This is a genomic window from Hydrogenophaga defluvii (assembly GCF_042665235.1).
In the GTDB taxonomy this organism is placed as follows: Bacteria; Pseudomonadota; Gammaproteobacteria; order Burkholderiales; family Burkholderiaceae_C; genus Hydrogenophaga; species Hydrogenophaga defluvii_A.
This window is the reverse complement of the sequence record NZ_JBHTBZ010000004.1, coordinates 218,051-241,161: the sequence shown is the minus strand read 5'-3', so window position 1 is coordinate 241,161 and position 23,111 is coordinate 218,051. Positions and strand designations below refer to the sequence as shown.

Genomic DNA, 23,111 nt, shown 5'->3' with positions numbered 1-23,111 from the left:
TTCCATCGTCTCCACGATCTCCTTCGTGGGGACGATCCTCGATTACTGCCCTCGATTCAAGATGGGTTCTCCGGACGCATACCGAACACCTTCACTTTGGCTAGATTCGCCACGTTGAGCTCGCCTGTGGCGTCAACACCTCCGTCTCCGGTTTTACCCACAACCTCGGACCCTTCAAAGCCAAGCGCCGTCAACAGGTGACCCACCAAAATTTCAAACTCCTTGTCGTCAAGCTCCAACACCTGATCAAGCACCACTCCGTAAGGGTCGTAAGGTTGGGCTGCCTGAGTTGGAGCCAAGGCGCCTTGCCCAATGGCTTGCAGGAACTCCGCCCCCTGTGACACGGAAAACACAGTGAGGGAAGACCGCATCGTGTTCTGAAACGGCACAGAGAAATCACCCCGACGGACACGCTTGCTACCCCACTCCACATATCGGCGATGCGGATACGGGCACGCGGGGTCATTAGGTACATACGCATAGGAGGGGTCGGCGCTCACCTTCCCGTAGTGCAGCCATTCGGTGTCCGCAGCCGGTGTGATGACATAGTCGCCTGCCTTGATCTCCAGCAAAAAGCGACCAATCTGTCCCACCTGCTGTCCAATTACGATGTTGCTGGTGTCTTGGGGATATGCCGCCCTGTACAAGGGATACAGCTCGTCGCGGCTCTTGATACCGGACAGGCTCTTTTGAAGCCACCCGATGGCCACATATCCGCCGTCCACGAAGGCTTTTGCGTGGGTACCGAAATCTGCACGAACACACCAGACATTGGTCATATCGAATTATCCCTTGGAGGACATGTCGTCCACAGCCTGCATTTATCCACTGGTCAAAACAGTTCAAACCACTCCACACGAGGTAAACATCAATGGGGGCTCAACTCGCCGGATAAGAACTTGGGAGAACAAGGCATTGCGAACACCTTGCAGAGCACGCGCTTGAGAGCGTGACTGACGTTCAAGTTTACGCACCGACCTGCGGCCTGCAAGGTTTCGGCTTCGTAGCGGGCGCGCTGTTGCGAGTCTTCCATCTGCAGCAGCTCGGCAAAGTGCAAGAACGACAGGCGCTCTAACAGCAGTTGGTCGGGCGCGGTGGATGGTGTGGATTCGGGAGACGTTGTTTCCCGAATCGGCATGTCGGACAATATGGCAGACACTGTCTGCCAAATGCAGGGGTAGGCTTGGTAGAACTTGAACTCTGAAATGCACTCCCCGATGGCCACCTCGTTCTATCGGCGGGGTGGGCATGACCCGGCTTGGCCGGGACGCTTGGCAGGAACAACAATCAGGCCAGCTGCTGCTCCAACTGATGCAACACCTGGTAGCAGGGCAGCACCTGGGCCACGCTGGCGTTGGGCTCGCGACCTTCGCGGATCGCGGCGAAGAACTCGCGGTCTTGCAGCTCGATGCCGTTCATGCTCACGTCCACTTGGCTGACGTCGATCTTCTCGTCCTTTCCATTGAACAGGTCGTCGTAGCGGGCGATGTAGGTCGCGCTGTCGCCGATGTAGCGAAAGAAGGTGCCCAGCGGGCCGTCGTTGTTGAAGGACAGCGACAGTGTGCAGATGGCGCCGTTGGCGGCCTTGAGCTGGATGCTCATGTCCATGGCAATGCCCAGCGTCGGGTGGATGGGGCCTTGCAGGGCGTTGGCTTTCACGATGGGGCTGCCGGCCTGGTAAGCGAACAGGTCCACCGTGTGGGCGGCGTGGTGCCACAGCAGGTGGTCGGTCCAGCTGCGTGGCTGGCCCAGCGCGTTCATGTTGGTGCGGCGAAAGAAGTAGGTCTGCACATCCATCTGCTGGATGTTGAAGACGCCGGCCTGGATCTTCTTGTGGACGAACTGGTGGCTGGGGTTGAAGCGACGGGTGTGGCCACACATGGCCACCTTGCCCGTCTGCTTTTGCAGGGTCACGATCTCCTCGCCCTCGGACAGAACATCGCACAGCGGAATTTCAACCTGCACGTGTTTGCCTGCTTGCAAACAGGCCTTGGTTTGTGCGGCGTGCATCTGCGTGGGGGTGCACAGGATGACCGCGTCCACTTCCTGGATGGCCAGGCTGTCGGCCAGGTCGGTGGTCACGTGTTGGATGCCGTATTTGTCGGCCACTTCCTGGGTCTTGGCCAGGTCGCGGCTGATCAACGAGACGACTTCGACATCGGGGATGTTCTTGATGCCGTCCAGGTGCTTGATGCCGAAGGCACCGGCACCGGCGAGCGCCACTTTGATGGTCATGGAGAGGTCCTCAGACGGTTTCGAGAATGGCGTGGCCCACCGCCGTGTTGCTGGCAGGCACATGGTAGAAGCGGTGCTTGAGCACGGGCTTGGGTCCGCCGGCCGCGTCGGCCATGGCACCGCGGGCAATCAGCCACATCACAAGCTCGATGCCCTCGCTGCCGGCCTCGCGCACGTAGTCGATGTGGGGCACTGACGCGCAGGCCTCGGGGTCGTTGATCAGCTTGTCCAGCCAGGCGTTGTCCCACTCGCGGTTGATCAGGCCAGCACGTGGGCCCTGCAGCTGGTGGCTCATGCCGCCCGTGCCCCAGATGTGGACGTTGAGGTCTTCGTCAAAGCTCTCGACCGCGCGGCGGATGGCCTTGCCCAACTCGTAGCAGCGGCGGCCGCTGGGCACGGGGTACTGCACCACGTTGACGGCGAAGGGGATGACCGGACAGGGCCAGGCGTCCTTGACCGGGTCCTTCTGGCCGAACATCAACGACAACGGCACGGTCAGGCCATGGTCCACCGGCATCTTGTTGACGATGGTGAGGTCGAAGTCCTGCTGAATGACCGACTGCGCGATGTGCGAGGCCAGCTCTGGGTGACCCATGACCTTGGGCACGGGGCGTGGGCCAAAGCCTTCATCGGCCACCTCGTACTCGGCCGCGGTGCCGATGGCGAACGTGGGGATGAGGTCCAGGCTGAACGCGGTGGCGTGGTCGTTGTAGACCAGAAAAATCACGTCGGGTCTGTTGTCTTTGACCCACTGCTTGCCATAGTCGTAACCGGCAAAGACCTTCTGCCAATAGGGTTCGTGGGTTTTGCCCAGATCGAGTGCGGCGCCTATGGCGGGCACGTGCGAGGTGTAAACGGATGCGGTGATGCGTGCCATGGTCAGGCTCCTTGTGTCTTGCCAGCGGAGCCTTGCGGCTGATGTTGCGGCTGGGCGTCCCCGTCCTCGCCGATGTAGCGGTTGCCCTCGGCGCTGCGTCCTCCGTTGATCATCATGTCCCGATACTCTTCCTCGGTCATGCCGGTCATGGAGCCAGCCATCTGCTGGAAGCTTTTGCCGTCGGTGGAGCCGATCTTGGCCAGGAAGTAGATGTTGCCGCCGGTGCGCATGCACCAGTTCAGGTCGCGCGCCAACACGGCCTGCTTCTGCTCCTCGGTCATGGGCCATTCGTCGAGGTAGGCGCGTTCATCGGCCTTGAAGCGGGTCCGGTTCTCGGCCTTCATCAGGCTCATGCAGAACTGATTGAGCCAGTAGCCTTTGCGGCTTTGCTCGGCATCAAAAATGATGGTGCCGGGCACGTCCTTGTAGGGTTTTTCCAGAGCCATGCTCAGTTCTCCTCAGGCCAATAAAGGCGCATCGGGTTTGCCACCAGCAGCTTGTGTTGCAGCTCGGCGGTCGGGGCGATGTGCGGGATGAAATCGACCAGCAGCCCATCGTCGGGCATGTGGTCCTTGAGGTTGGGGTGGGGCCAGTCGGTGCCCCACAGCACGCGGTCGGGGAACTGCTCGACGATGCGCTTGGCGAACGGAATCACATCGGCGTAGGCGTTCTGCTCCCCATTCAGCGCCTTGGGCCCGCTCACGCTCAGGCGTTCGGGACAGCTCACCTTGCTCCACACATTGGTGTGCTCGCGCATGAATTTCTCGAACAGCGCGAACTGCGGGCCATCCACGGGCAGGGACACGTCGGGGCGGCCCATGTGGTCCACCACCACGGTGGTGGGCAGGGCGGTGAAGAAGTCCCACAGCTCGGGCAGGTCCACCGCCTCGAAGTAGATCACCACGTGCCAACCGAGCTTGCCGATGCGGGCGGCGATCTCCATCAACTCGTCCTTGGGCGTGAAGTCCACCAGACGCTTGACGAAGTTGAAGCGCACGCCGCGCACACCGGCGGCGTGCAGGGCTTGCAACTCCTCATCGGTGACCGAACGCTTGACCGTGGCCACCCCACGCGCCCTGCCACCGCTGGCCAGGCATGCGTCAACCATGGCGCGGTTGTCGGCGCCGTGGCAGGTGGCCTGCACAATCACGTTGCGCGCAAAGCCCAGATGGTCACGCAAGGCAAACAGCTGCTGTTTGCTGGCGTCGCACGGGGTGTACTTGCGCTCGGGTGCGTAGGGAAATTCGGCACCGGGACCGAACACGTGGCAATGCGCGTCCACACTGCCAGCCGGCAGTTGAAAGCGGGGTTGGGTCGGGCCGTCGTACCAGTCCAGCCAGCCGGCGGTCTTGGTGAAATCCCCTGTGGTGGGTTTGTTCATGGGTGCCTTCAGTCGATGTAACGCAGGCCGGCGGCGGCCAGCGGCTCGCGCATCTTGTACATGTCCAGGCCCAACACGCCGCTGGCCAGTTTGGCGCGTTTTTCGCCTTCGAAACTCTCGCGCTTGCGGGCCGCTTCCAGCGTTTGCACGGCACGCGCGGCGGGCACACACACCACCCCATCGTCGTCGGCCACGATCACGTCGCCCGGCGTCACCAGCATGCCCGCACACACCACCGGGGTGTTGACCGACCCCAGCGTGGCTTTGATGCAGCCCTTGGCCGAGATGCACTTGCTCCACACCGGAAAGTTCATCTCTTGCAGGGTTTTCACATCCCGCACGCCGGCGTCGATGACCAGCGCGCGTGCGCCGCGCGACTGGAACGACGTGGCGAGCAAGTCGCCAAAGTAGCCGTCGCCACATTCGGCGGTGACGGCGGCCACCACGATGTCGCCCGGCCGGATTTGTTCGGCCGCCACATGCAGCATCCAGTTGTCGCCCGGTTGCAGCAACACGGTGACGGCCGTGCCAGACACCTGCGCCCCCGGGTAGATGGGGCGCATATATGGCTTGAGCAAGCCCACACGGCCCATGGCCTCGTGCACCGTGGCCGAACCCAGAGCGGCCAGACCATCGGCGGCTGCGCGGTCGGCGCGGGTGATGTTGCGGTAAACGACGCCGAGTTCGTGCATCTCATTTCCCCTTCAGTTTGAGTGCTGCGTCCAGGCGCGGGAACACGCGCCGGGCATTGCCTTCGTAAATCTTGTGGCGGTCGTCGCCGACGACGATGGTGGACGCCTCGATGTAGCGCTTGGTGTCGTCGTAGTAGTGGCCGGTTTCGGGGTCAATGCCGCGCACAGCGCCGATCATCTCGCTGGCAAACAGGATGTTGTCCACCGGAATCACCTTGGTCAGCAGGTCGATGCCCGGCTGGTGGTAGACACAGGTGTCAAAGAAGATGTTGTTGAGCAGGTGGTCTTTGAGCAGCGGTTTCTTCAGCTCCTGCGCCAGGCCTCGGAAGCGGCCCCAGTGGTAGGGCACGGCGCCGCCGCCGTGCGGGATGATGAACTTCAGTGTCGGGAAGTCCTGGAACAGATCGCTGGTGAGGCACTGCATGAAAGCCGTGGTGTCGGCGTTCAGGTAGTGGGCGCCGGTGGTGTGGAAACACGCGTTGCACGAGGTGCTCACGTGGATCATGGCGGGGATGTCGTACTCCACCATCTTTTCGTAGATGGGGTACCAGTGGCGATCGCTCAGAGGTGGGCTGGTCCAGTGGCCGCCGCTGGGATCGGGGTTGAGGTTGATGCCCACATTGCCGTAGTCCTTGACGCACTTTTCCAGCTCGGGAATGCAGGTGCGTGGGTCCACGCCCGGGCTTTGCGGCAGCATGGCGGCGGGGACGAAGTGGTCGGGGAAGAGCTGAGAGACCCGATAGCACAGCTCGTTGCAGATGGCAGCCCAGGTGGACGAGGTGTTGAAGTCGCCGATGTGATGCGCCATGAAGCTGGCGCGCGGGCTGAAGATGGTGAGGTCGGAGCCACGCTCCTTCATCAGGCGCAGCTGGTTGGTCTCGATGGACTCGCGCAGCTCGTCGTCGCTGATTTTCAGATCGGCCACCTTGGGGCCCAGCTCGGGCATGTTGAGGTGGGCAATCTGGGCGTTGCGCCAGTTTTCCAGCGCCTTGGGTGCGGTGGTGTAGTGGCCGTGGCAGTCGATGATCATGGGGGGCTCCTGTGCAATGTCGAGGTGTCAGGCCGGCTCCATGCCTTGGCGGCGCTTGGCTGCGTCCGCCTCGGGCGAGGCCATGAAAGCCAGCATCGCGCGTGCCGCATCGGCCTGGGCCGAGCCGGTGCACACGCCGGCAGAAAACGTGGTGGTGATGTGTATCGCCGGGGGCAGGTTGCCGGCCACCGTGATGCCTTCAACGTGGATCAGCTCGCTGAGCTGTTGAAAGCCCAGGTCCACCTCACCCTGCGCCACCAGCGAGCCCACAGGCACACCGGGTGGTGGTATCACCAGCTTCGCGCGGATGTCATCGGCAATGCCCCAGCGCTCAAAGAGTTGGGCCAGTGCCACGCCACTCGGGCCGGTGGAGCAACTGACGCGCGGCGCAGCCAGCACGGCGGCGCGCACCGCCGCCTCGCTGGACAGATCGGGCACGGGCGCACCGGCACGCACAGCCACCGCCACCCCTGAGTGAACCAGGTCGACCCGGCTGTCGGCGGCAAGGTGACCGCTTGCGGTCAGCCGATCAATGGCGTCCCGAGCCAGCACCACCACATCAAAAAGCTCGCCAGCGGCGACGCGTTTGGCGGCATCCACGCCGCCCACCGACTCGAAACGCACCGCCCGGCCAGAGCGCCTTTGGTAGGCCTCGGCCAAGTCGGCCAAGACCTGCCGGGTGGCCATGGACGATATGCCGGTGAGTGTGGGGTTCATGGGGGCGGTGATGTGAACAAGACAACGTTGAAACGCCATTGTCGGGACACGACCCAGGCTTTCCAAGTCCGGCGCCGCGCTAACTGCTATCGCACTTCGGCATAATTCGTCAAAAGTTATTCCCAGATCAGCATGGATCTCAAGCAACTGGAGTATTTTGTGCGGGTGGCCGAGTTGGGCAGCTTCACACGCGCCGCCACTGCGCTGAATGTGGCCCAGCCGGCGCTGAGCCGCCAGGTGCGCCTGCTCGAAGTGGAGTTGCGGCAAAACCTGCTCGTGCGCAATGGCCGCGGCGCCAACCCCACGGACGCTGGCAAGCTGTTGCTGGACCACGGCCGTGGCATCCTGCACCAGGTGCAGCGCGCCAAGGAAGAGTTGGGCCGCGTGCGCGGTGCACTGGCGGGCCGCGTGGCCATTGGCCTGCCCACCAGCGTGGCCAAGGTGTTGACCGTGCCCCTCACACGCGAGTTTCGCCAGCGCCTGCCCGACGCGTCCCTGTCGATCAGCGAGGGGCTTTCGGCCAGCATGCTCGAAGGCCTGTTGACCGGGCGCCTGGACCTGGTCGTGCTCTACAACGCCACACCCTCGCCCGACATCGAACTCACCCCACTGGTGGAAGAAGACCTGTACCTGATACAGGCACCCGGCACACCCGTGCTGCCAACGGGGCACACGCTGCGCGAAGTCTCGGCGCTGCCGCTGGTCATTCCCAGCCGGCCCAACGCCATCCGCATGCTGGTGGAAACCGAGCTGGCCAACATCGGATGCCGACCGAAGATTGCGCTGGAAATCGACGGCGTGTCGGCCATCCTGGACCTCGTGGCCGATGGCGCCGGGAACGCGGTTTTGTCGCGAAATGCGGTCCGCACCTCGGGGCACGCCGGCACCCTGGTGGTGAGCCCGGTGCATTCGCCCCGGCTGCGCACGCGGCTGAGTGTGGCCGTGAGTGCACAGCGCCCCACCACCTTGACCCAACAGGCGATGCTGGAGCTGATCGGTCAGTTGGCACCCCGCCTGCTGGCCTGAGCGCAGCGGCCTTCACTCGCCGAGAAATTGGACGCTGAAGTCGGTGGCAAATGCCTCGTGGCCGCTGACCACCAGCGTCGCCACCCAACGGCTGTATGTGCCGCCAGACGGTTGAAGGCGCAAGTCAGCGCGCTGCGGTTCGTAGTGTGTGGCCATGGGCTCAGACCACTCGCGTGTCACCTGAAGGTCGACGTCCCACTCGCCCCCATCGTCCAGGGCCAGCGGCTCGGGTGCACCGTGCGCACGGCCCCACGCATGGCACCAGGCCAGCACCTGCGTCAGCTCGGCCTGCAGCGCCGGCCAGCGCGCCTCGTTGACCGACGCCATGGCCTCGAAACTGCGCACACCTTCCGCAGATTCGTGGCTGTCAAACTCCAGGTAGTCCAAGTGCTCACTCCTTCGCCAGATCGGCCGGCCACACCAAGCGCACGCCTGTGCGCGCAGCCAACATGGCCACGTCGTCCATGGTGTCCACATCCAAGCGGTAGTGGCTGTTGGACGTCGCCCAGCGGAACACCGCAGACGGGTGCTGCGCCTGCCACTGTGCCCCCCCCATGTCGGGACCTCCGGCCAACAGGGCAAGCGCTACAGCGCTCGAAAACACCACCGGGTTGCCAGGCAACCCATCCACCACCGGCCGCACAAAGGCGGTCCCCGGTGGCCGTGTGGCGTAGGCCGCCAGCAGATCGCGGATGTCCTGATCGTTGACCAAGGGTTGGTCGGCCAGCAGCACCACCACGGCATCGGCCGACTCCGTCAGGGCTCGCAACCCCAAATGCAGAGACGACACCTGCCCTTGATCGGGGGCCGGGTGGTGAACCAGCTGCACAGGCACATCCTTGAGCAAGGGCGCGATGCGGTCCGCATGGTGCCCCAGCACCACCACCACCGACACCACACCTGCCTGCCAAACCGCGTGGACTTGGCGACGGATCAACGCCTGGCCTTCGATCTCAAGCAGGCACTTGGGCCGGTGACCCATGCGCGAGCCGGCGCCAGCGGCTAGTACCAAGGCCGCCACACGGGCCGTGGCAGACGGAGAAACTGGATCGTGCATTGAGGGTCTTGTAGTATGTGTCGCTTCCAACCCAAGGGATTCTTCATGAAACCGATCACCACCGCCACCCTACTGGCCGCAGCGCTTGCCAGCGCCGCCTGCGTCACCCAACCTCTCGCACAAAAAGGCGGCGGCGCCGTCGACACCACGGGCTGGAGTTGCAGCGCACGTGGCATGGTGATGGGCCGCTATGGCGGTGGCGATGACGCCTACATCCAACTGATCGGTGACAAACAAGGTGGCAACTACCCGGTCAAGCCCATCCAGGGAAGCGCGACGGTCAGCGGCATCACGGGCAACGGCACACCGTTCACCTGCACCCAACGCTGATCGCACAAACAACAAAGCCGATCAAGGATCGGCTTTGTTGTGCAAGAGACTGGAGGCGCGATCCGGAGTCGAACCGGACTAACCGGATTTGCAATCCGGGGCATAACCGCTTTGCTATCGCGCCGTGTGTGGCTCCATGTCATGCCCCCGTGGGCTCTGACAAAAAAGGGAAGCCTGGGCTTCCCTTTTTGAATCTGGAGCGGGAAACGAGATTCGAACTCGCGACCTCAACCTTGGCAAGGTTGCGCTCTACCAACTGAGCTATTCCCGCGTTTTTCAAACATCAACTTTGGCTTGTTGTCTGAAGCTGAAATTATAGCCATATTTTTGGCCTTCAGTCAAAGCACCCAAAAAATTTTCAGTGCTTCACCGAACCCGGCGCCTGCACACCCGTGGCAGCCGTCGTCGCCACGGCTGCGGCGGCCACCTCTTCATCGGTCAGCGGCACGGTCAGGCGCTCCAGTGCAATTTCCAGCACCTTGTCAATCCACTTCACTGGCACGATCTGCAGGCCACTCTTCACGTTGTCGGGAATCTCGGCCAAGTCCTTCACGTTTTCTTCGGGGATGATCACCGTTTTGATGCCCCCGCGCAGCGCGGCCAACAACTTTTCCTTCAGCCCACCGATGGCGGTGACTTCGCCGCGCAGGGTGATCTCACCGGTCATGGCCACGTCGCCGCGCACCGGGATGCCCGTCAATGCCGACACCAGGGCCGTCGTCATGGCCGCACCCGCGCTGGGGCCGTCCTTGGGCGTGGCACCGTCGGGCACGTGGATGTGGATGTCGCGTTTTTCGAACATCTCGTCCTTGATGCCCAGGGCGCGCGAGCGGCTGCGCACCACGGTACGCGCGGCCTCGACCGACTCCTTCATGACGTCGCCCAGCGAGCCGGTGCGGGTGATGACCCCCTTGCCGGGCATCAGCGCGGTTTCAATGGTCAGCAGATCACCGCCCACCTCGGTCCAGGCCAGGCCCACCACCTGGCCGACCTGGTTCTGGCCTTCGGCACGGCCGTAGGTGTACTTGCGCACGCCCAGGAAGTCGGACAGGTTGTCGGCCGTGACCTGCACCGGCGCTTCCAGCTTCTTGAGCAACAGGCCCTTGACCACCTTGCGGCAGATCTTGGACAGCTCGCGTTCAAGCGAGCGCACACCGGCTTCACGGGTGTAGTAACGCACGATGTCGCGCACCGCCGCCTCAGCCACTTGCATTTCGGCGTCTTTCACACCGTTGTTCTTCATCTGCTTGGGCAGCAGGTACTTCACGGCAATGTTGGTCTTCTCGTCCTCGGTGTAGCCCGACAGGCGGATCACTTCCATGCGGTCCAGCAGCGCGGGCGGGATGTTCATGGAGTTGGAAGTCGCTACGAACATCACGTCGGACAGATCGAAGTCCACCTCGACGTAGTGGTCACCGAAGGTGTGGTTCTGCTCGGGGTCCAGCACCTCCAGCAGCGCACTCGACGGGTCACCGCGGAAATCGGTGCCCAGCTTGTCGATCTCGTCGAGCAGGAACAGCGGGTTGCGCGTGCCGACCTTGGTCAGGCTCTGCAACACCTTGCCCGGCATGGCGCCGATGTAAGTACGGCGGTGGCCTCGGATTTCGGCCTCGTCGCGCATGCCACCCAGGGCCATGCGCACGTACTTGCGCCCGGTCGCCTTGGCGATCGACTGCCCCAGCGAGGTCTTGCCCACACCCGGCGGGCCGACCAGGCACAGGATGGGTGCCTTGACCTTGTCCACGCGCTGCTGCACCGCGAGGTATTCGAGGATGCGGTCCTTGACCTTCTCCAGGCCAAAGTGGTCTTCGTTGAGCACGCCTTCGGCCAGGCCCAGGTCGTGTTTGATCTTGGTTTTCTTGCTCCACGGCAAGCCAGTCAGCACGTCGATGTAGTTGCGCACCACAGACGCCTCGGCCGACATGGGCGACATCAGCTTGAGCTTCTTGAGTTCAGCATCCGCCTTCTTGCGCGCCTCGGCCGGCATCTTGGCCAGCTTGATCTTCTTCTCGACCTCTTCGATGTCGGCGCCCTCTTCGCCCTCGCCCAGCTCTTTCTGGATGGCCTTGACCTGTTCGTTCAGGTAAAAGTCGCGCTGGTTCTTCTCCATCTGGCGCTTGACGCGGCCACGGATTTTTTTGTCGACGTTGAGGATGTCCACCTCGCGCTCAAGCTGCGCGAACAGGTTCTCCAGACGGCGCGCCACCTGCTCCAGGCCCAGCACTTCCTGCTTGGACTCCAGCTTGAGCGGCAGGTGGGCGGCGATGGTGTCGGCCAGGCGGCCGGCGTCATCGATGCTGGAAATGGACGTGAGGATTTCGGACGGGATCTTCTTGTTGAGTTTGACGTACTGGTCAAACTGCTGCATCACGGCACGGCGCAGGGCTTCAAGCTCGGCGGTGTCGGTGTCGGCCAGCTCCTGCGTGGCCTCCAGCGGGTGCACCGAAGCGGTGAAGTGGCTTTCGCCGTCCTCGACGGACAAGACCTGTGCGCGCTGCACACCTTCCACCAGCACCTTGACGGTGCCGTCGGGCAACTTGAGCATCTGCAGGATGCTGGCCACGCAGCCCATCTCGAACATGTCGTCTGCCGTGGGCTCGTCCTTGGCGGCGGCTTTCTGGGCCACCAGCATGATGCGGCGCTCCACCTCCATGGCAGCCTCAAGGGCCTTGATGCTTTTGGGTCGTCCGACGAACAGCGGGATGACCATGTGCGGGAACACCACCACATCACGCAAGGGCAACAAGGGCAGCGTGGTGGGGGTGGGGGGCAAGGGGGTTTGGCCGGACATATCTACCTCAACAAATTCGTTCTCACTTGGGGTCGTTGCAAGCAATGTCAATAGACACTGTACGCCTCCACCCAAGTACCTGCCACATCCCTGCGGCCAGCAGGTGAATCATCGGCGCGTTGCATGTGGGTCAACGCACCGGAAGAGAGTCACGCCTGCTTGGCGGCTTCGCGGTACACCAACAGCGGCGGCTTGTTCTCTTCGATGGTGGACTCGTCCACCACCACACGCTCCACGTTGCTGGTGCTGGGCAACTCGTACATGGTATCGATCAGCGCCGCTTCCATGATGGAGCGCAAACCACGCGCACCGGTCTTGCGGGCCAGCGCACGGCGGGCAATGGCCTTGAGCGCGTTGGGCCGAACTTCCAGCTCGGCGCCTTCCATGGCCAGCAACTGGGCAAACTGCTTGACCACCGCGTTCTTGGGCTGGGTCAGGATATCCACCAGCGCGTCCTCGGTGAGTTCGGCCAACGTGGCCACCACCGGCAAGCGGCCCACCAGTTCGGGGATCAGGCCAAACTTGATCAGATCTTCGGGCTCGACCTCGCGGAACACATCGGTCAGACTGCGCTGCTTCTTGCTCTTGACCGAAGCGCCGAAACCGATGCCCGAGGCCTCGGTTCGGTTCTCGATCACCTTCTCCAGGCCGGCAAACGCACCGCCACAAATGAACAGGATGTTGGTGGTGTCCACCTGCAGGAAATCCTGGTTGGGGTGCTTGCGCCCGCCCTGTGGCGGCACGCTGGCCATGGTGCCTTCCACCAGTTTGAGCAAGGCCTGCTGCACACCTTCACCCGACACGTCGCGGGTGATGGACGGGTTGTCGGACTTGCGGGTGATCTTGTCGATCTCGTCGATGTAGACGATGCCCTGCTGTGCGCGCTCAACGTCGTAGTTGCAGCTTTGCAGCAGCTTGGCGACGATGTTTTCCACGTCTTCACCCACGTAGCCGGCCTCGGTCAGGGTGGTGGCATCGGCCATCACAAAAGGCACGTTGAGCATGCGTGCCATGGTCTGGGCCAGCAGCGTCTTGCCCGAGCCGGTGGGGCCGATCAGCAGGATGTTGCTTTTGGCCAGCTCCACCTCGTCCTTGCGCGCCTTGGTCTTGTGGCGCAGGCGTTTGTAGTGGTTGTACACCGCCACGGCCAAGGCTTTTTTGGCCGGGTCCTGCCCGATGACGTAGTTGTCCAGGTTGCCCTTGAGCTGGCTGGGTGTGGGCAAGGCATCGCCCGATTCGGCCGTCAGTGCGTTGCCCGGCAGCTCGTCACGGATGATGTCGTTGCACAGGTCGATGCACTCGTCGCAAATGAAGACCGAAGGCCCGGCGATGAGCTTCTTGACCTCGTGCTGGCTCTTGCCGCAGAAAGAGCAGTAGAGGGATTTTTCGCTGCTGGTGCCTTTTTTGTCGGCCATGTGTGAGGTGCCTTGATCGGTCGAAAACGGTGTTTGTCAATGATAAGCCATCGCCTCAGACGCAAAAAAGCGGGTCCGGCCCAAGGCCAGCCCGCCTGTCTGAAAACGTGGAAAGAACAGGGTCAGACAGCGCCGCGCTTGTCGATGACCTTGTCGATGAGGCCGTACTCCTGCGCTTCCACAGCCGACAGGTAGTAGTCGCGCTCGGTGTCGCGCTCGATCTTTTCCAGCGGCTGGCCGGTGCGCTCGGCCAGGATCTTGTTCAGCTGCTCGCGCGTCTTGAGGATTTCGCGGGCGTGGATCTCGATCTCGGTGGCCTGACCCTGCGTGCCGCCCAGCGGCTGGTGGATCATGACCTTGGAGTTGGGCAGTGAAAAACGCTTGCCCTTGGCACCCGCAGCCAGCAGGAAGGCGCCCATGCTGGCGGCCATGCCGGTGCACAGCGTGGACACGTCGGGCTTGATGAAGTTCATGGTGTCAAAAATGGCCATGCCCGCGCTCACCGAACCGCCCGGCGAGTTGATGTAGAAGGAGATGTCCTTGTCGGGGTTCTCGCTCTCCAGGAACAGCAGCTGGGCCACCACCAGGTTGGCGCTCTGGTCGTTGACCGGACCCACCAGGAAGATCACGCGCTCTTTGAGCAAGCGCGAATAGATGTCGTAGGCGCGCTCGCCGCGGCCCGATTGTTCGATCACCATGGGCACCATGCCCAGGTTCTGGATGTCCATCACACTCATTGTTGGCTCCGTAAGGGTACAGCGGCTACTTTAACCAAACCGCCCGTGGCGTTTAGGGAACATGGGGACAAAACACCAAAAAGAAAGGGGGCAGACGCGCTGCCCCCTTCTCGGCGATCACGGCGCGCGCGGCGCCTGGGCTCAGCCCTGGCCCATCAGTTCGTCAAAAGCGACTTGTTTGTCGGTGACCTTGGCTTTGGCCAACACGAAGTCGGTCACGTTGTTTTCCAGCACGATGGCTTCGACTTCGGCCATGCGGTTGCGGTCGCCCTGGTACCAGCGCACCACGTCGGCCGGCTTTTCGTAGGAAGCGGCCAGCTCGTTGATGTGGGCCATGACCTGCTCGGGCGTGGCCTGCAGGTTGTTGGCCTTGACCAGCTCGGCCACCACCAGGCCCAGGCGCACGCGGCGCTCGGCTTGTGGGCGGAACAGCTCCTCAGGAATAGGCGCCTTGTCGGCGTCCTTCACACCACGCTGCTTGAGGTCGGCGCGGGCACCTTCCACCAGGCGCTCCAGCTCGGACTGCACGCTGGCCTTGGGCAGGTCCAGCTCCGACTTGGCCACCAGTGCGTCCATGGCGGCCTGCTTGTTGCGGGCCAGCACGCGGAACTTGACTTCGCGCTCCAGGTTCTTGCGGATGTCGGCGTGCAAGCCTTCCACGGTGCCGTCGGCAATGCCCAGGGCCTTGGCAAACGCCTCGTCCACTTCGGGCAGGTTGGCGGCTTCGATCTTGTTCACGGTGACCAGGAAGTCGGCGGTTTTGCCGGCCACGTCCTTGCCGTGGTAGTCGGCCGGGAAGTTCAGCGGGAAGGTCTTGCTTTCGCCCGACTTCATGCCACGCACGGCGTCTTCGAACTCCTTGAGCATCTGGCCGTCGCCCACGATGAACTGGAAGCCTTCGGCTTTGCCACCTTCAAAGGGTTCGCCGTCGATCTTGCCTTCGAAGCCGATGGTCACGCGGTCGCCATCTTGTGCGGCCTGGTCTTGCGCGCGCTGGGCAAAGGTGCGGCGCTGCTTGCGCAGGATGTCCACGGTCTTGTCGACGGCGGCCTGGCTCACTTCGGTGCTGACCTTCTCGATTTCGGCGGTGGACAGGTCACCGATGGTGACTTCCGGGAACACCTCAAACACGGCATCGAAAGCCACCTGGCCTTCGGGCGATGCTTCACTTTCGCTGATGCGCGGCTGGCCGGCCACACGCAGCTTGGCTTCGTTGGCGGCCACGGCAAACGCCTCGCCCACCTTGTCGTTCATCACTTCATAGTGCACCGAGTAGCCGTAGCGCTGGGCCACGACGTTGAAGGGCACCTTGCCCGGACGGAAGCCGTCCATCTTGACCTGGCGGGCCATGCGCTTGAGGCGGGTGTTCACCTCGTTCTGGATCGCGTCCACCGGCAGGGTGAGGGTGATCTTGCGCTCGAGCTTCTCGAGGGTTTCAACGTTCACGGTCATCTATGACTCCTGTTCATGTTCAAGGCCGCGCTGTTCTGGCGCGACACGGCATCCGGATTTTTTTGTGTGGTGCGCGGGGGGGGACTCGAACCCCCACAGTGTTGCCACCGTCAGGACCTAAACCTGGTGCGTCTACCAATTTCGCCACCCGCGCGACACAACGGTGGTCTTCCACCGGCAAACCTGCGATTGTACGGCTTGCCGCCCACCGCTTGCGAGCGGCCCCGCCGGACGGCTTCAGCCGCGCTGCAACAAACGCCGCCGCAAGGCGGTCACGGCGCTGTCGGGAGTGGTCAGCACCGGCACGGTTGACGGCAACTCACGCCGCAGCAGTGGCGCAGCGCGCGCCATGCTGAACTGCGCCAAGGCGATCGCGCCACAGCCCTGCGCCACCAGGGTCTGCGCCGCCGACAAAACGGCGGCATCGTGCGCCTCACCATCCCCTTGGTCCAGCGCGGCCATGGCCTGCGCCACCAAGGCGGTGCGCAGTTCCACGCCCGCCGGAAATTCGGGGGGCATGCTCTGCAAGGTCGGGGCAAACGAGGCGATCAGCCCCACGCGCTGGCCGCTGGCAACGGCATCGGCCACCATCGCCTCGTTGGGCTTGAGCACCGGCATGTGGGGCCGGCGCGCTGCTGCCGCTTCGATACAAGGCCCGAAGGCCGAGCAGGTGAACAAGATGCCCTGGGCACCGGTGCGTTCAGCGTAGGCACACAAATCCTCAAAGCGCTGGTGCATGGCGGCGTCCAGCCCATCACCGCCCGCAGCCGCGGTGCGCGCCAGATCGGCCGACAGGCTGTCGTCAAGCAGGTTCATGCGCACCGCCTCGGGCCAGGCCTGGGCCATGGCCTGGTTGATGGGACCGACCGAGTGAGCCAGCGCGTGGATGAGGGCAATGCGCATGTCAGACAACACGCTTCATGCGCCGACCCTGGTTCCACCAGACAAAGCCGATCAGCAGCAGCGCCGGCAGGTAGAACCAGTGGGCGGTCGGGCGGTCGGTGGGCACTTGCACGGCAGACACGTCCCAGCCCTGTTCGAAGCCCGACTTGGCTGCACGGGTACCGAACTTGACCTGGCCGATCTGCACCGCATCGCCCAGCGGCACCAGTTGCAGACCAGCATCCAACAGGCGCTTGCGACCGTCGGCTCCGGCCTCGCCCAGTTGCAGGGCAACCGTCTTGGTGATGTCTCGGCCTTCGATGGTGCTGCCCTGAATCACCATGACTACACGGTCGTCGGACGCCACCTTGCCGGCCACCTCGAACACCTGCGCCGCAGGCACGCTCTGGTAGGCGGGGTGCAGGCGGTCCATGAAGAAGTCGGGGCGGAACAGCAAGACCACGGCCACCAGCAGCAGCGCGGTTTCCCACAGGTGACTCTTGACGCGGAACCAGTTCATGGTCACGGCGGCAAAGATCAGCGTGGCCAGGGTGCATGCCACCAACAGCCGCACCAACTCGGCCCAGCCGTGCACATCGATCAGCAACAGCTGCGGGTTGAAGATCCAGATGAAGGGCAGGATCACCGTGCGCAACGCGTAAACGGAGCCCTGGATGCCGGTCTTGATCGAGTCTTCACCCGAAATGGCCGCTGCCGCGAACGTGGCCAGCCCCACGGGCGGCGTGATGTCGCCCATGATGCCGTAATAGAAAACGAACAGGTGCACCGCAATCAACGGGATGATGAGCCCACTTTGTGCGCCCAGCTCCACCACCACCGGCGCCATGAGTGTGGCCACCAGCACGTAGTTGGCGGTGGTGGGCACGCCCAGACCCAGCACCAGGCACACGAAGGCGATGAACAGCAGCATCACCATCACGTTGCCCTGTGCCACGAACTCGACGAACTCGGTCATGCGCAGACCCAGGCCGGTGAGGGTGATGGCACCCACGATCACGCCTGCCGTGGCGGTGGCCACGCCAATGCCGATCATGTTGCGCGAACCGTCGTTGAAGCCATGCACCACCGACATCCATCCGTGTGACCAGGCCTCCGCCGTTTTGTGGCCACGGAACCATTCGACCAGTGGACGCTGCGTGAGCATGAGCACCACCAGCACCGTGACCGCCCAGAAGGCGGACAGCGCTGGCGACATCTCCTCGACCATCAGGCACCAGATCAGCGCGCCGATGGGCATGATGTAGTGCAAGCCGGCCTTGACCGTGGGCCAGGTTTCCAGCGGCTTGGGGTTCTCGATGTCGATGTCGTCGGGCAGGTCCGGGCAGGACGCCGCCTGTTTGAGCGCATACACATACATGGTCAGCAGCACCACCGCCGTGGCGAAGGGTGCCGCCGGGCCCAGCGTGGCCTTGATGGCCTGCAACACGTAGTACAGCCCGCAGACCACAGCAACGCTGCCGGACAACCCCAGACCGATGCGCATTAGGCGCGCCGACCACGTGCGCTGAACCGCCTGCACGATGGGCTGCATGCCCATCTTGAGCGCTTCGAGGTGCACGATGTAGAGCAGGCCGATGTAGGACAAAGTGGCCGGCAACACGGCGTGTTTGACGATCTCCGAATAAGAGATGCCCACGTACTCCACCATCAAGAACGCCGCAGCCCCCATCACAGGCGGCATGATCTGGCCGTTCACCGAACTCATGGTTTCGATCGCGCCGGCCTTGACGCCACCGTAGCCCGCCTTCTTCATCAGCGGGATGGTGAAAATGCCACCCGACACCACGTTGGACACCGAGGAGCCCGAGATCATGCCGTTGAGCGCCGAGGACACCACCGCCACTTTGGCCGGGCCGCCGCGCAAGTGGCCCAGCGCCGCAAAGCTGACCTGCATCATGTAGTTGCCACCGCCCGCGCGGTCCAGCAGCGCGCCGAACAGCACGTACACAAAAATGGTGCCGGCCGACACCCCCAGCGCAATGCCATACACACCTTCGGTGGTCAGCCACATGTGCGAGATCAGGCGGTTGAGCGAAGCCCCCTTGTGCGCCAACACGTCGGGCATCCACGGCCCCAACAGGCAGTAGGCCAAAAAGATGGCGGCCAACGCGGCCATGGGCCAGCCCACCGCGCGGCGCGTCGCCTCCAGCAACAGCACCACACCGGCCAGCGAGACCACCACGTCCACCGTGGTGGGCTGCCCGGGGCGCGTGGCGAGCTGGGCGTAAAACAACATCAGGTAGGCGCCGGCAAAGGCCGCAACAAGCGCCAAGCCCCAGTCCACGAGCGGCACGCGGTCGCGCGGCGATGACTTGAGCGCCGGCCAGGCCAGAAAGGCCAGGAACAGCGCAAACGCGAGGTGGATGGCCCGCGCTTCGGTGTCATTCAAGATGCCGAAACCCAGGGCAAATGGCAGGGGCGAGGCGTACCAGAACTGGAACAGCGCCCACAACAGCGCCACGCCAAAAATGAAAGCGGCCGTCGCGCCGGTGGGCTTGCGCCCGCCGGTGTCGTTGTCGGCCACGAGTTGCTGCAAGGCCTCGGGGGCTTTTTCGATGTCAGTGCTCATCGCGGAACTCTTCAGGATCGGGAACAAAAAAGGGCGAAGTCGCCTTCGCCCTCACGTTGGCTCAAGCGGACAGCGTCCTTACTTGATCCAGCCCTTTTCCTTGTAGTACTTGGCGGCACCTTCGTGCAGAGGCGCGCTCAGGCCGTCCTTGATCATGCTCTCAGGTTTGAGGTTGGCCAGCGCCGGGTGCAGCTTCTTGAACTCGTCAAAGTTCTCGAACACGGCCTTGACCACGTTGTAAACGGTGTCGGCAGGCGTCTTGGCCGAAACCACCACGGTGGCCAGCACACCATAGGTGCTGGTGGGCTGCGGGTTGTTGGGGTACAGGCCGCCCGGGATGGTGACCTTGGCGTAGTAGGGCTTGTCGGCCACCAGCTTGTCCACAGCCGGGCCGGTCAGCGACACCAGCTTGGCGCCGCAAGACGTGGTCGGGTCCTGGATGTTGGCGCTGGGGTGGCCCACACCGTAGAAGAAGCCGTCGATCTTGCCGTCGCACAGGGCCGGGCCGTGTTCGTCGGCCTTCAGCTCAGAGGCCAAGGAGAAGTCGGCCAGCTTCCAGCCCATGGCGCCCAACATCTCTTCCATGGAAGAACGGGTGCCGGAGCCGGGGTTGCCCACGTTGAAGCGTTTGCCCTTGAAATCCTCGAACTTGGTGACGTTGGCTTCCTTGCGGGCCAGCACGGTGAAGGGCTCGGGGTGCACGGCAAAGGCGGCACGCAGGTCGCCAACAGCACCACCGTCCTTGAACTGGTTCAGACCTTTGACGGCGTTGAATTGCACGTCGGACTGGGTGAAGCCGAAATCCAGTTCACCGGCCTTGATGGTGTTGACGTTGAAGACCGAGCCGCCGGTGGACTCCACCGAGCAGCGGATGCCGTGTTTCGCGCGGTCCTTGTTGACCAGGCGGCAAATGGCGCCACCTGCCGCGTAGTACACCCCCGTGACCCCGCCGGTGCCGATGGTCACAAACTTCTGTTGCGCCTGTGCGCCCATGGGCACCAGACTGGCGGCAGCTGCGGCGGCAGCCACCAAGGCGGCGGGAAACATCTTTTTCATGCGAATCTCCTTGGTTTGAGGTGTGCGGGCGCGGTTCGCCCGACCGGGAATCTGCTGACCGGGCCTTGTGTGCCCCACCAGCAAGAACAGTGCCGCCCATCGGTTGATGTGCCCGCTGCACCCGGCTTGTTTCACGGGTGGCGATGGTACACCGACCAGCGGACAAGCCGGCTTGGTGAAAGCACCATGTAAGTTTGACGGTCTTTGAATATTCACATCGACGTGACGGCTTGTATGGACTCGACCAGACGCGCCACCAGGAAGTCGATCTCCGCTTCGCTGCAGATGAAGGGCGGCGCCAGCAACACGTGGTCACCGGCTTGGCCGTCCACCGTGCCGCCCATGGGGTAGACCAGAATGCCACGCGCCATGGCATCGGCCTTGAGCTTGGCATGCAGTTTGCGCGCCGGGTCAAACCATTGTTGAGTGGCCCGGTCGGCCACCAGCTCCACCCCCCAGAACAAGCCGCGTCCCCGGATGTCGCCCACGTGTGGGTGCTGACCCAGTTCGGCGCGCAAGCGCTGTTCGAGGTAGCTGCCAAGCGCCTGCACCCGGTCGAGCAAGCCTTCGCGTGCGATCACCTGTTGCACCGCCAGCGCGGCGGCGCAGGCCACGGCGTGGCCCAGGTAGGTGTGGCCATGCTGGAACAGGCCGCTGCCCTGGCGGAACGCGTCCACCAGCCGACGGTGGGCCAGCACCGCGCCAATGGGCTGGTAGCCGCCGCCCAGGCCTTTGGCAATGGTCAACAAATCGGGCACAACACCTTCGGCCTCGCAGGCGTGCAGCGTGCCGGCGCGGCCCATGCCACACATCACTTCGTCGAGGATGAGCAGGATGCCATGGCGGTCGCACAGCTCGCGCACCGCCTTGAAGTAACCGGGCACCGGCGTCAGCACACCGGCAGTAGCGCCACCCACGGTTTCGGCCACAAAAGCGATCACGTTCTCACCGCCCAGCTGGTCGATGGCCTGGGACAACTCGCCCACCAGGCGTTGCCCGTACTGTTCAGGCGTTTCCGAGGGATGCTGGTCGCGATAGGGATAACAGGGCGCCACGTGGGTGACGTCGATCAGCAGGGGTTGGAACTGCGCGCGCCGCCAGGCGTTGCCGCCCACGGCCAGCGCGCCCAGCGTGTTGCCGTGGTAGCTCTGGCGGCGTGCGATGAAGTGTTGGCGCTGCGGTTGTCCGATTTCGACAAAGTACTGGCGTGCCATCTTCAGCGCCGCCTCCACCGCCTCCGAACCGCCACTGACGAAGTACACATGGCTCATGCCCTCAGGCGCGGTGGCCACCAGTTGGTCGGCCAGTTGTTCGGCCACCTCGGTGCTGAAAAAACTGGTGTGAGCGTAGGCCAGCCGGTCGATCTGGGCGTGCATGGCGGCCAGCACGTCGGGGTGGGCGTGGCCCAGACAGGACACGGCCGCGCCACCCGAGCCGTCCAGGTAGCGCTTGCCATCGGCGCCGATCAGCCAGGCGCCTTCGCCGCCCACCGCCAGTGGCAGGCCGCTGCGCAACTGCCGGTGCAGGATGTGGGTGTTTTCTTGCGTGACATGGGTCAGGGTATTTGTCAGCGTGTTCATGTGAAGCTTTCTTTCAAAGGGCGTTTTTCCCAATAGGCTTTGTGGGCATGCTGACGCGCCTGCACCTCGGCCAGGCGACGCACCACCGGTTCGCCGCCACGCGCGGCCACCGCGGCCACCAGGGTTTCGGCGAGCGCCTGTGCGCCTGCCATGGAATGGAAGAAGGACGGGGACCCCGCGTCAAACAACAGCGTGTGCCGCGCCAGCCGCGCCAGGGGCGACAGCGGGTTGTCGGTGAGGGCAACGATGGGCACACCCGCTGCGTGCGCCACATGTGCACACTCGACCGTCTGCCGGGTGTAGGGCGCCTGGCTCACCACCACCAAACCATCGGCTTCGGTGAGCTGGGCGATCTGGTCCAACAGCGCACCGCTCGCGTCCCCGGCCAGCAGGGTGCCTGGCCGCAACCAGTCGCAGGCGTAACGCAGGTGGTGGGCAATGCCAAAACTGGCCCGCAGCCCCAGAAACGTCAGTTGCCGCGCGCTCAACAGCAAATCGGCAGCGGCATTCACCACCTCCACCGGGTTGCGCGCTGCGGTGGAGGCCACGTTGCGCAACTGCGCCTGGGTCAAAGGACGCGCGGTTTCATCGGGCGTGCCATGCCCGCTGCCCACGCCCCGAGCCAATGCCTCCACCACCGGCCGGCGCATGGCCTCGAAATCGGCCAAGCCCAGCGCGTGCGACAGACGCGACAACGTGGCCGGCGCCACACCCGCCGCCCGTGCCGACGCCCGCAGGGACTGCAAGCCCAATTCGGCCGGGTGCTCGCGCACCCAGCGCGCGGCGCGCTGCAACTCCGGGCTCAATGCCTCGAAATGGCTGTCGATCAGTTGGGTCAGCGCGTGGTATGGCATGGTGATATGAAACAATTATTTCTTATTTTTATTTGAGAAACAAGTGTTTCACAACAAACCCTTTGCCCCTGCCGGGTCTGACATTTTTCCAAGATTCAAGTGCCCGGCTGCGCTACAGTGCCGCCATATCAACACCTGCGGGAGCATGTCATGGGTCAAATCATCGGTACTTTGTTTGTGGGCCTCATCGTGGGCTGGATCGCGCGTTTTCTGCTGCCAGGCAAGCAGAACATCGGCCTGATCATGACCTCGCTGCTGGGTGTGGCGGGCTCCTTCGCCGCCTCCTACGCGGGTCAGTTCATGGGCTGGTACGCACCCGGCGCGGCAGCCGGCTGGATCGCTTCCATCGTCGGGGCCATCGTGTTGCTGTTCGTTTACACCCGCGTGGCCGGCAGCGGCAACTGACGCC

The 23,111-nt window shown here is 63.6% G+C and carries 23 protein-coding genes and 3 tRNA genes; 3 read left to right on the top strand and 23 right to left on the bottom strand.

The window, feature by feature from the left end; translation table 11 throughout:
* Nucleotides 1-56 precede the first annotated feature (56 nt).
* The 9 genes from ACFQU0_RS01790 to ACFQU0_RS01750 form a co-directional block, all read right to left on the bottom strand.
* Nucleotides 57-779 (bottom strand): restriction endonuclease, encoded by a 723-nt coding sequence (locus ACFQU0_RS01790; RefSeq protein ID WP_382198262.1) that lies wholly within the window; start codon nt 777-779, stop codon nt 57-59.
* 89 nt (nt 780-868) lie between these two features.
* On the bottom strand, nt 869-1,138 hold the full coding sequence (locus ACFQU0_RS01785) for a ribonuclease P Rpr2/Rpp21/SNM1 subunit family protein (protein ID WP_382198260.1): 270 nt from the start codon (nt 1,136-1,138) through the stop codon (nt 869-871).
* A 149-nt stretch (nt 1,139-1,287) separates the two neighbouring features.
* On the bottom strand, nt 1,288-2,235 hold the full coding sequence (locus tag ACFQU0_RS01780) for a Gfo/Idh/MocA family oxidoreductase (protein ID WP_382198258.1): 948 nt from the start codon (nt 2,233-2,235) through the stop codon (nt 1,288-1,290).
* 10 nt (nt 2,236-2,245) lie between these two features.
* Entirely contained in the window at nt 2,246-3,112 is an 867-nt protein-coding gene (locus ACFQU0_RS01775) for a class III extradiol dioxygenase subunit beta (protein WP_382198256.1), read from the bottom strand.
* Between the two features lie 2 nt (nt 3,113-3,114).
* Complete coding sequence (gene ligA / locus ACFQU0_RS01770) at nt 3,115-3,558, bottom strand: protocatechuate 4,5-dioxygenase subunit alpha (protein WP_382198254.1); 444 nt, start codon at nt 3,556-3,558, stop codon at nt 3,115-3,117.
* 2 nt (nt 3,559-3,560) lie between these two features.
* On the bottom strand, nt 3,561-4,493 hold the full coding sequence (locus tag ACFQU0_RS01765; protein WP_382198252.1) for an amidohydrolase family protein: 933 nt from the start codon (nt 4,491-4,493) through the stop codon (nt 3,561-3,563).
* Nucleotides 4,494-4,501: 8 nt separating this feature from the next.
* Nucleotides 4,502-5,185 carry a 4-carboxy-4-hydroxy-2-oxoadipate aldolase/oxaloacetate decarboxylase gene (gene ligK, locus ACFQU0_RS01760; RefSeq protein ID WP_382198250.1) on the bottom strand — a complete coding sequence of 228 codons (684 nt, stop codon included), beginning with the start codon at nt 5,183-5,185 and terminating at the stop codon, nt 4,502-4,504.
* Nucleotide 5,186: 1 nt separating this feature from the next.
* Complete coding sequence (locus tag ACFQU0_RS01755; RefSeq protein WP_382198248.1) at nt 5,187-6,215, bottom strand: amidohydrolase family protein; 1,029 nt, start codon at nt 6,213-6,215, stop codon at nt 5,187-5,189.
* Between the two features lie 27 nt (nt 6,216-6,242).
* Entirely contained in the window at nt 6,243-6,932 is a 690-nt protein-coding gene (locus ACFQU0_RS01750; protein ID WP_382198246.1) for a substrate-binding domain-containing protein, read from the bottom strand.
* Between the two features lie 132 nt (nt 6,933-7,064).
* Here ACFQU0_RS01750 and ACFQU0_RS01745 point away from each other — a divergent pair, with 132 nt between their 5' ends.
* Complete coding sequence (locus ACFQU0_RS01745) at nt 7,065-7,958, top strand: LysR substrate-binding domain-containing protein (RefSeq protein WP_382198244.1); 894 nt, start codon at nt 7,065-7,067, stop codon at nt 7,956-7,958.
* A gap of 12 nt (nt 7,959-7,970) precedes the next feature.
* Here the strand turns inward: ACFQU0_RS01745 and ACFQU0_RS01740 are convergent, their stop codons facing one another.
* Both ACFQU0_RS01740 and ACFQU0_RS01735 read right to left on the bottom strand, forming a co-directional pair.
* On the bottom strand, nt 7,971-8,345 hold the full coding sequence (locus ACFQU0_RS01740) for a hypothetical protein (RefSeq protein WP_382198242.1): 375 nt from the start codon (nt 8,343-8,345) through the stop codon (nt 7,971-7,973).
* Nucleotides 8,346-8,349: 4 nt separating this feature from the next.
* On the bottom strand, nt 8,350-9,015 hold the full coding sequence (locus ACFQU0_RS01735; RefSeq protein ID WP_382198240.1) for a nucleotidyltransferase family protein: 666 nt from the start codon (nt 9,013-9,015) through the stop codon (nt 8,350-8,352).
* Nucleotides 9,016-9,060: 45 nt separating this feature from the next.
* On the opposite strand from ACFQU0_RS01735, the gene ACFQU0_RS01730 reads away from it, so the two are divergent.
* The gene (locus ACFQU0_RS01730; RefSeq protein WP_382198238.1) at nt 9,061-9,345 is read left to right on the top strand and encodes a hypothetical protein; all 285 of its coding nucleotides are present in this window, start codon (nt 9,061-9,063) and stop codon (nt 9,343-9,345) included.
* 50 nt (nt 9,346-9,395) lie between these two features.
* Here ACFQU0_RS01730 and ACFQU0_RS01725 read toward each other — a convergent pair.
* The 12 genes from ACFQU0_RS01725 to ACFQU0_RS01670 form a co-directional block, all read right to left on the bottom strand.
* A tRNA-Cys gene (locus tag ACFQU0_RS01725) sits at nt 9,396-9,469 on the bottom strand.
* A 71-nt stretch (nt 9,470-9,540) separates the two neighbouring features.
* Nucleotides 9,541-9,616 (bottom strand) — tRNA-Gly (locus tag ACFQU0_RS01720).
* A gap of 87 nt (nt 9,617-9,703) precedes the next feature.
* Nucleotides 9,704-12,136: an endopeptidase La gene (gene lon / locus ACFQU0_RS01715; RefSeq protein ID WP_382198236.1), complete on the bottom strand. Its 2,433-nt coding sequence runs from the start codon at nt 12,134-12,136 to the stop codon at nt 9,704-9,706.
* Between the two features lie 149 nt (nt 12,137-12,285).
* Complete coding sequence (gene clpX / locus ACFQU0_RS01710; RefSeq protein ID WP_382198234.1) at nt 12,286-13,551, bottom strand: ATP-dependent Clp protease ATP-binding subunit ClpX; 1,266 nt, start codon at nt 13,549-13,551, stop codon at nt 12,286-12,288.
* 122 nt (nt 13,552-13,673) lie between these two features.
* Nucleotides 13,674-14,288 carry an ATP-dependent Clp endopeptidase proteolytic subunit ClpP gene (gene clpP / locus ACFQU0_RS01705; RefSeq protein WP_382198232.1) on the bottom strand — a complete coding sequence of 205 codons (615 nt, stop codon included), beginning with the start codon at nt 14,286-14,288 and terminating at the stop codon, nt 13,674-13,676.
* Nucleotides 14,289-14,429: 141 nt separating this feature from the next.
* Nucleotides 14,430-15,740 carry a trigger factor gene (gene tig / locus ACFQU0_RS01700; protein WP_382198230.1) on the bottom strand — a complete coding sequence of 437 codons (1,311 nt, stop codon included), beginning with the start codon at nt 15,738-15,740 and terminating at the stop codon, nt 14,430-14,432.
* Between the two features lie 67 nt (nt 15,741-15,807).
* Nucleotides 15,808-15,894: transfer RNA gene (locus ACFQU0_RS01695), tRNA-Leu, on the bottom strand.
* 83 nt (nt 15,895-15,977) lie between these two features.
* Nucleotides 15,978-16,643: an aspartate/glutamate racemase family protein gene (locus ACFQU0_RS01690; RefSeq protein WP_382198278.1), complete on the bottom strand. Its 666-nt coding sequence runs from the start codon at nt 16,641-16,643 to the stop codon at nt 15,978-15,980.
* Nucleotide 16,644: 1 nt separating this feature from the next.
* On the bottom strand, nt 16,645-19,212 hold the full coding sequence (locus tag ACFQU0_RS01685; RefSeq protein ID WP_382198228.1) for a TRAP transporter permease: 2,568 nt from the start codon (nt 19,210-19,212) through the stop codon (nt 16,645-16,647).
* A gap of 78 nt (nt 19,213-19,290) precedes the next feature.
* Nucleotides 19,291-20,259, bottom strand: coding sequence for a TAXI family TRAP transporter solute-binding subunit (locus ACFQU0_RS01680; protein ID WP_382198276.1), 969 nt, complete (start codon nt 20,257-20,259; stop codon nt 19,291-19,293).
* Nucleotides 20,260-20,480: 221 nt separating this feature from the next.
* On the bottom strand, nt 20,481-21,848 hold the full coding sequence (locus ACFQU0_RS01675; protein WP_382198227.1) for an aspartate aminotransferase family protein: 1,368 nt from the start codon (nt 21,846-21,848) through the stop codon (nt 20,481-20,483).
* A complete protein-coding gene (locus ACFQU0_RS01670) occupies nt 21,845-22,702 on the bottom strand; it encodes a MurR/RpiR family transcriptional regulator (protein ID WP_382198225.1) in 858 nt (285 codons plus the stop codon). Before ACFQU0_RS01670 ends, ACFQU0_RS01675 begins: the two co-directional genes overlap by 4 nt.
* Nucleotides 22,703-22,852: 150 nt before the next feature.
* Here ACFQU0_RS01670 and ACFQU0_RS01665 point away from each other — a divergent pair, with 150 nt between their 5' ends.
* On the top strand, nt 22,853-23,107 hold the full coding sequence (locus tag ACFQU0_RS01665) for a GlsB/YeaQ/YmgE family stress response membrane protein (protein ID WP_382198223.1): 255 nt from the start codon (nt 22,853-22,855) through the stop codon (nt 23,105-23,107).
* The last annotated feature ends 4 nt before the right edge of the window (nt 23,108-23,111 follow it).

Bases quoted from the DNA above. Each gene is read 5' to 3' on its own strand.
- ACFQU0_RS01790 (WP_382198262.1), bottom strand. From the start codon at position 779: ATGACCAATGTCTGGTGTGTTCGTGCAGATTTCGGTACCCACGCAAAA.
- ACFQU0_RS01785 (WP_382198260.1), bottom strand. From the start codon at position 1,138: ATGCCGATTCGGGAAACAACGTCTCCCGAATCCACACCATCCACCGCG.
- ACFQU0_RS01780 (WP_382198258.1), bottom strand. From the start codon at position 2,235: ATGACCATCAAAGTGGCGCTCGCCGGTGCCGGTGCCTTCGGCATCAAG.
- ACFQU0_RS01775 (WP_382198256.1), bottom strand. From the start codon at position 3,112: ATGGCACGCATCACCGCATCCGTTTACACCTCGCACGTGCCCGCCATA.
- ligA (WP_382198254.1), bottom strand. From the start codon at position 3,558: ATGGCTCTGGAAAAACCCTACAAGGACGTGCCCGGCACCATCATTTTT.
- ACFQU0_RS01765 (WP_382198252.1), bottom strand. From the start codon at position 4,493: ATGAACAAACCCACCACAGGGGATTTCACCAAGACCGCCGGCTGGCTG.
- ligK (WP_382198250.1), bottom strand. From the start codon at position 5,185: ATGCACGAACTCGGCGTCGTTTACCGCAACATCACCCGCGCCGACCGC.
- ACFQU0_RS01755 (WP_382198248.1), bottom strand. From the start codon at position 6,215: ATGATCATCGACTGCCACGGCCACTACACCACCGCACCCAAGGCGCTG.
- ACFQU0_RS01750 (WP_382198246.1), bottom strand. From the start codon at position 6,932: ATGAACCCCACACTCACCGGCATATCGTCCATGGCCACCCGGCAGGTC.
- ACFQU0_RS01745 (WP_382198244.1), top strand. From the start codon at position 7,065: ATGGATCTCAAGCAACTGGAGTATTTTGTGCGGGTGGCCGAGTTGGGC.
- ACFQU0_RS01735 (WP_382198240.1), bottom strand. From the start codon at position 9,015: ATGCACGATCCAGTTTCTCCGTCTGCCACGGCCCGTGTGGCGGCCTTG.
- ACFQU0_RS01730 (WP_382198238.1), top strand. From the start codon at position 9,061: ATGAAACCGATCACCACCGCCACCCTACTGGCCGCAGCGCTTGCCAGC.
- lon (WP_382198236.1), bottom strand. From the start codon at position 12,136: ATGTCCGGCCAAACCCCCTTGCCCCCCACCCCCACCACGCTGCCCTTG.
- clpX (WP_382198234.1), bottom strand. From the start codon at position 13,551: ATGGCCGACAAAAAAGGCACCAGCAGCGAAAAATCCCTCTACTGCTCT.
- clpP (WP_382198232.1), bottom strand. From the start codon at position 14,288: ATGAGTGTGATGGACATCCAGAACCTGGGCATGGTGCCCATGGTGATC.
- tig (WP_382198230.1), bottom strand. From the start codon at position 15,740: ATGACCGTGAACGTTGAAACCCTCGAGAAGCTCGAGCGCAAGATCACC.
- ACFQU0_RS01690 (WP_382198278.1), bottom strand. From the start codon at position 16,643: ATGCGCATTGCCCTCATCCACGCGCTGGCTCACTCGGTCGGTCCCATC.
- ACFQU0_RS01685 (WP_382198228.1), bottom strand. From the start codon at position 19,212: ATGAGCACTGACATCGAAAAAGCCCCCGAGGCCTTGCAGCAACTCGTG.
- ACFQU0_RS01680 (WP_382198276.1), bottom strand. From the start codon at position 20,259: ATGTTTCCCGCCGCCTTGGTGGCTGCCGCCGCAGCTGCCGCCAGTCTG.
- ACFQU0_RS01675 (WP_382198227.1), bottom strand. From the start codon at position 21,848: ATGAACACGCTGACAAATACCCTGACCCATGTCACGCAAGAAAACACC.
- ACFQU0_RS01670 (WP_382198225.1), bottom strand. From the start codon at position 22,702: ATGCCATACCACGCGCTGACCCAACTGATCGACAGCCATTTCGAGGCA.
- ACFQU0_RS01665 (WP_382198223.1), top strand. From the start codon at position 22,853: ATGGGTCAAATCATCGGTACTTTGTTTGTGGGCCTCATCGTGGGCTGG.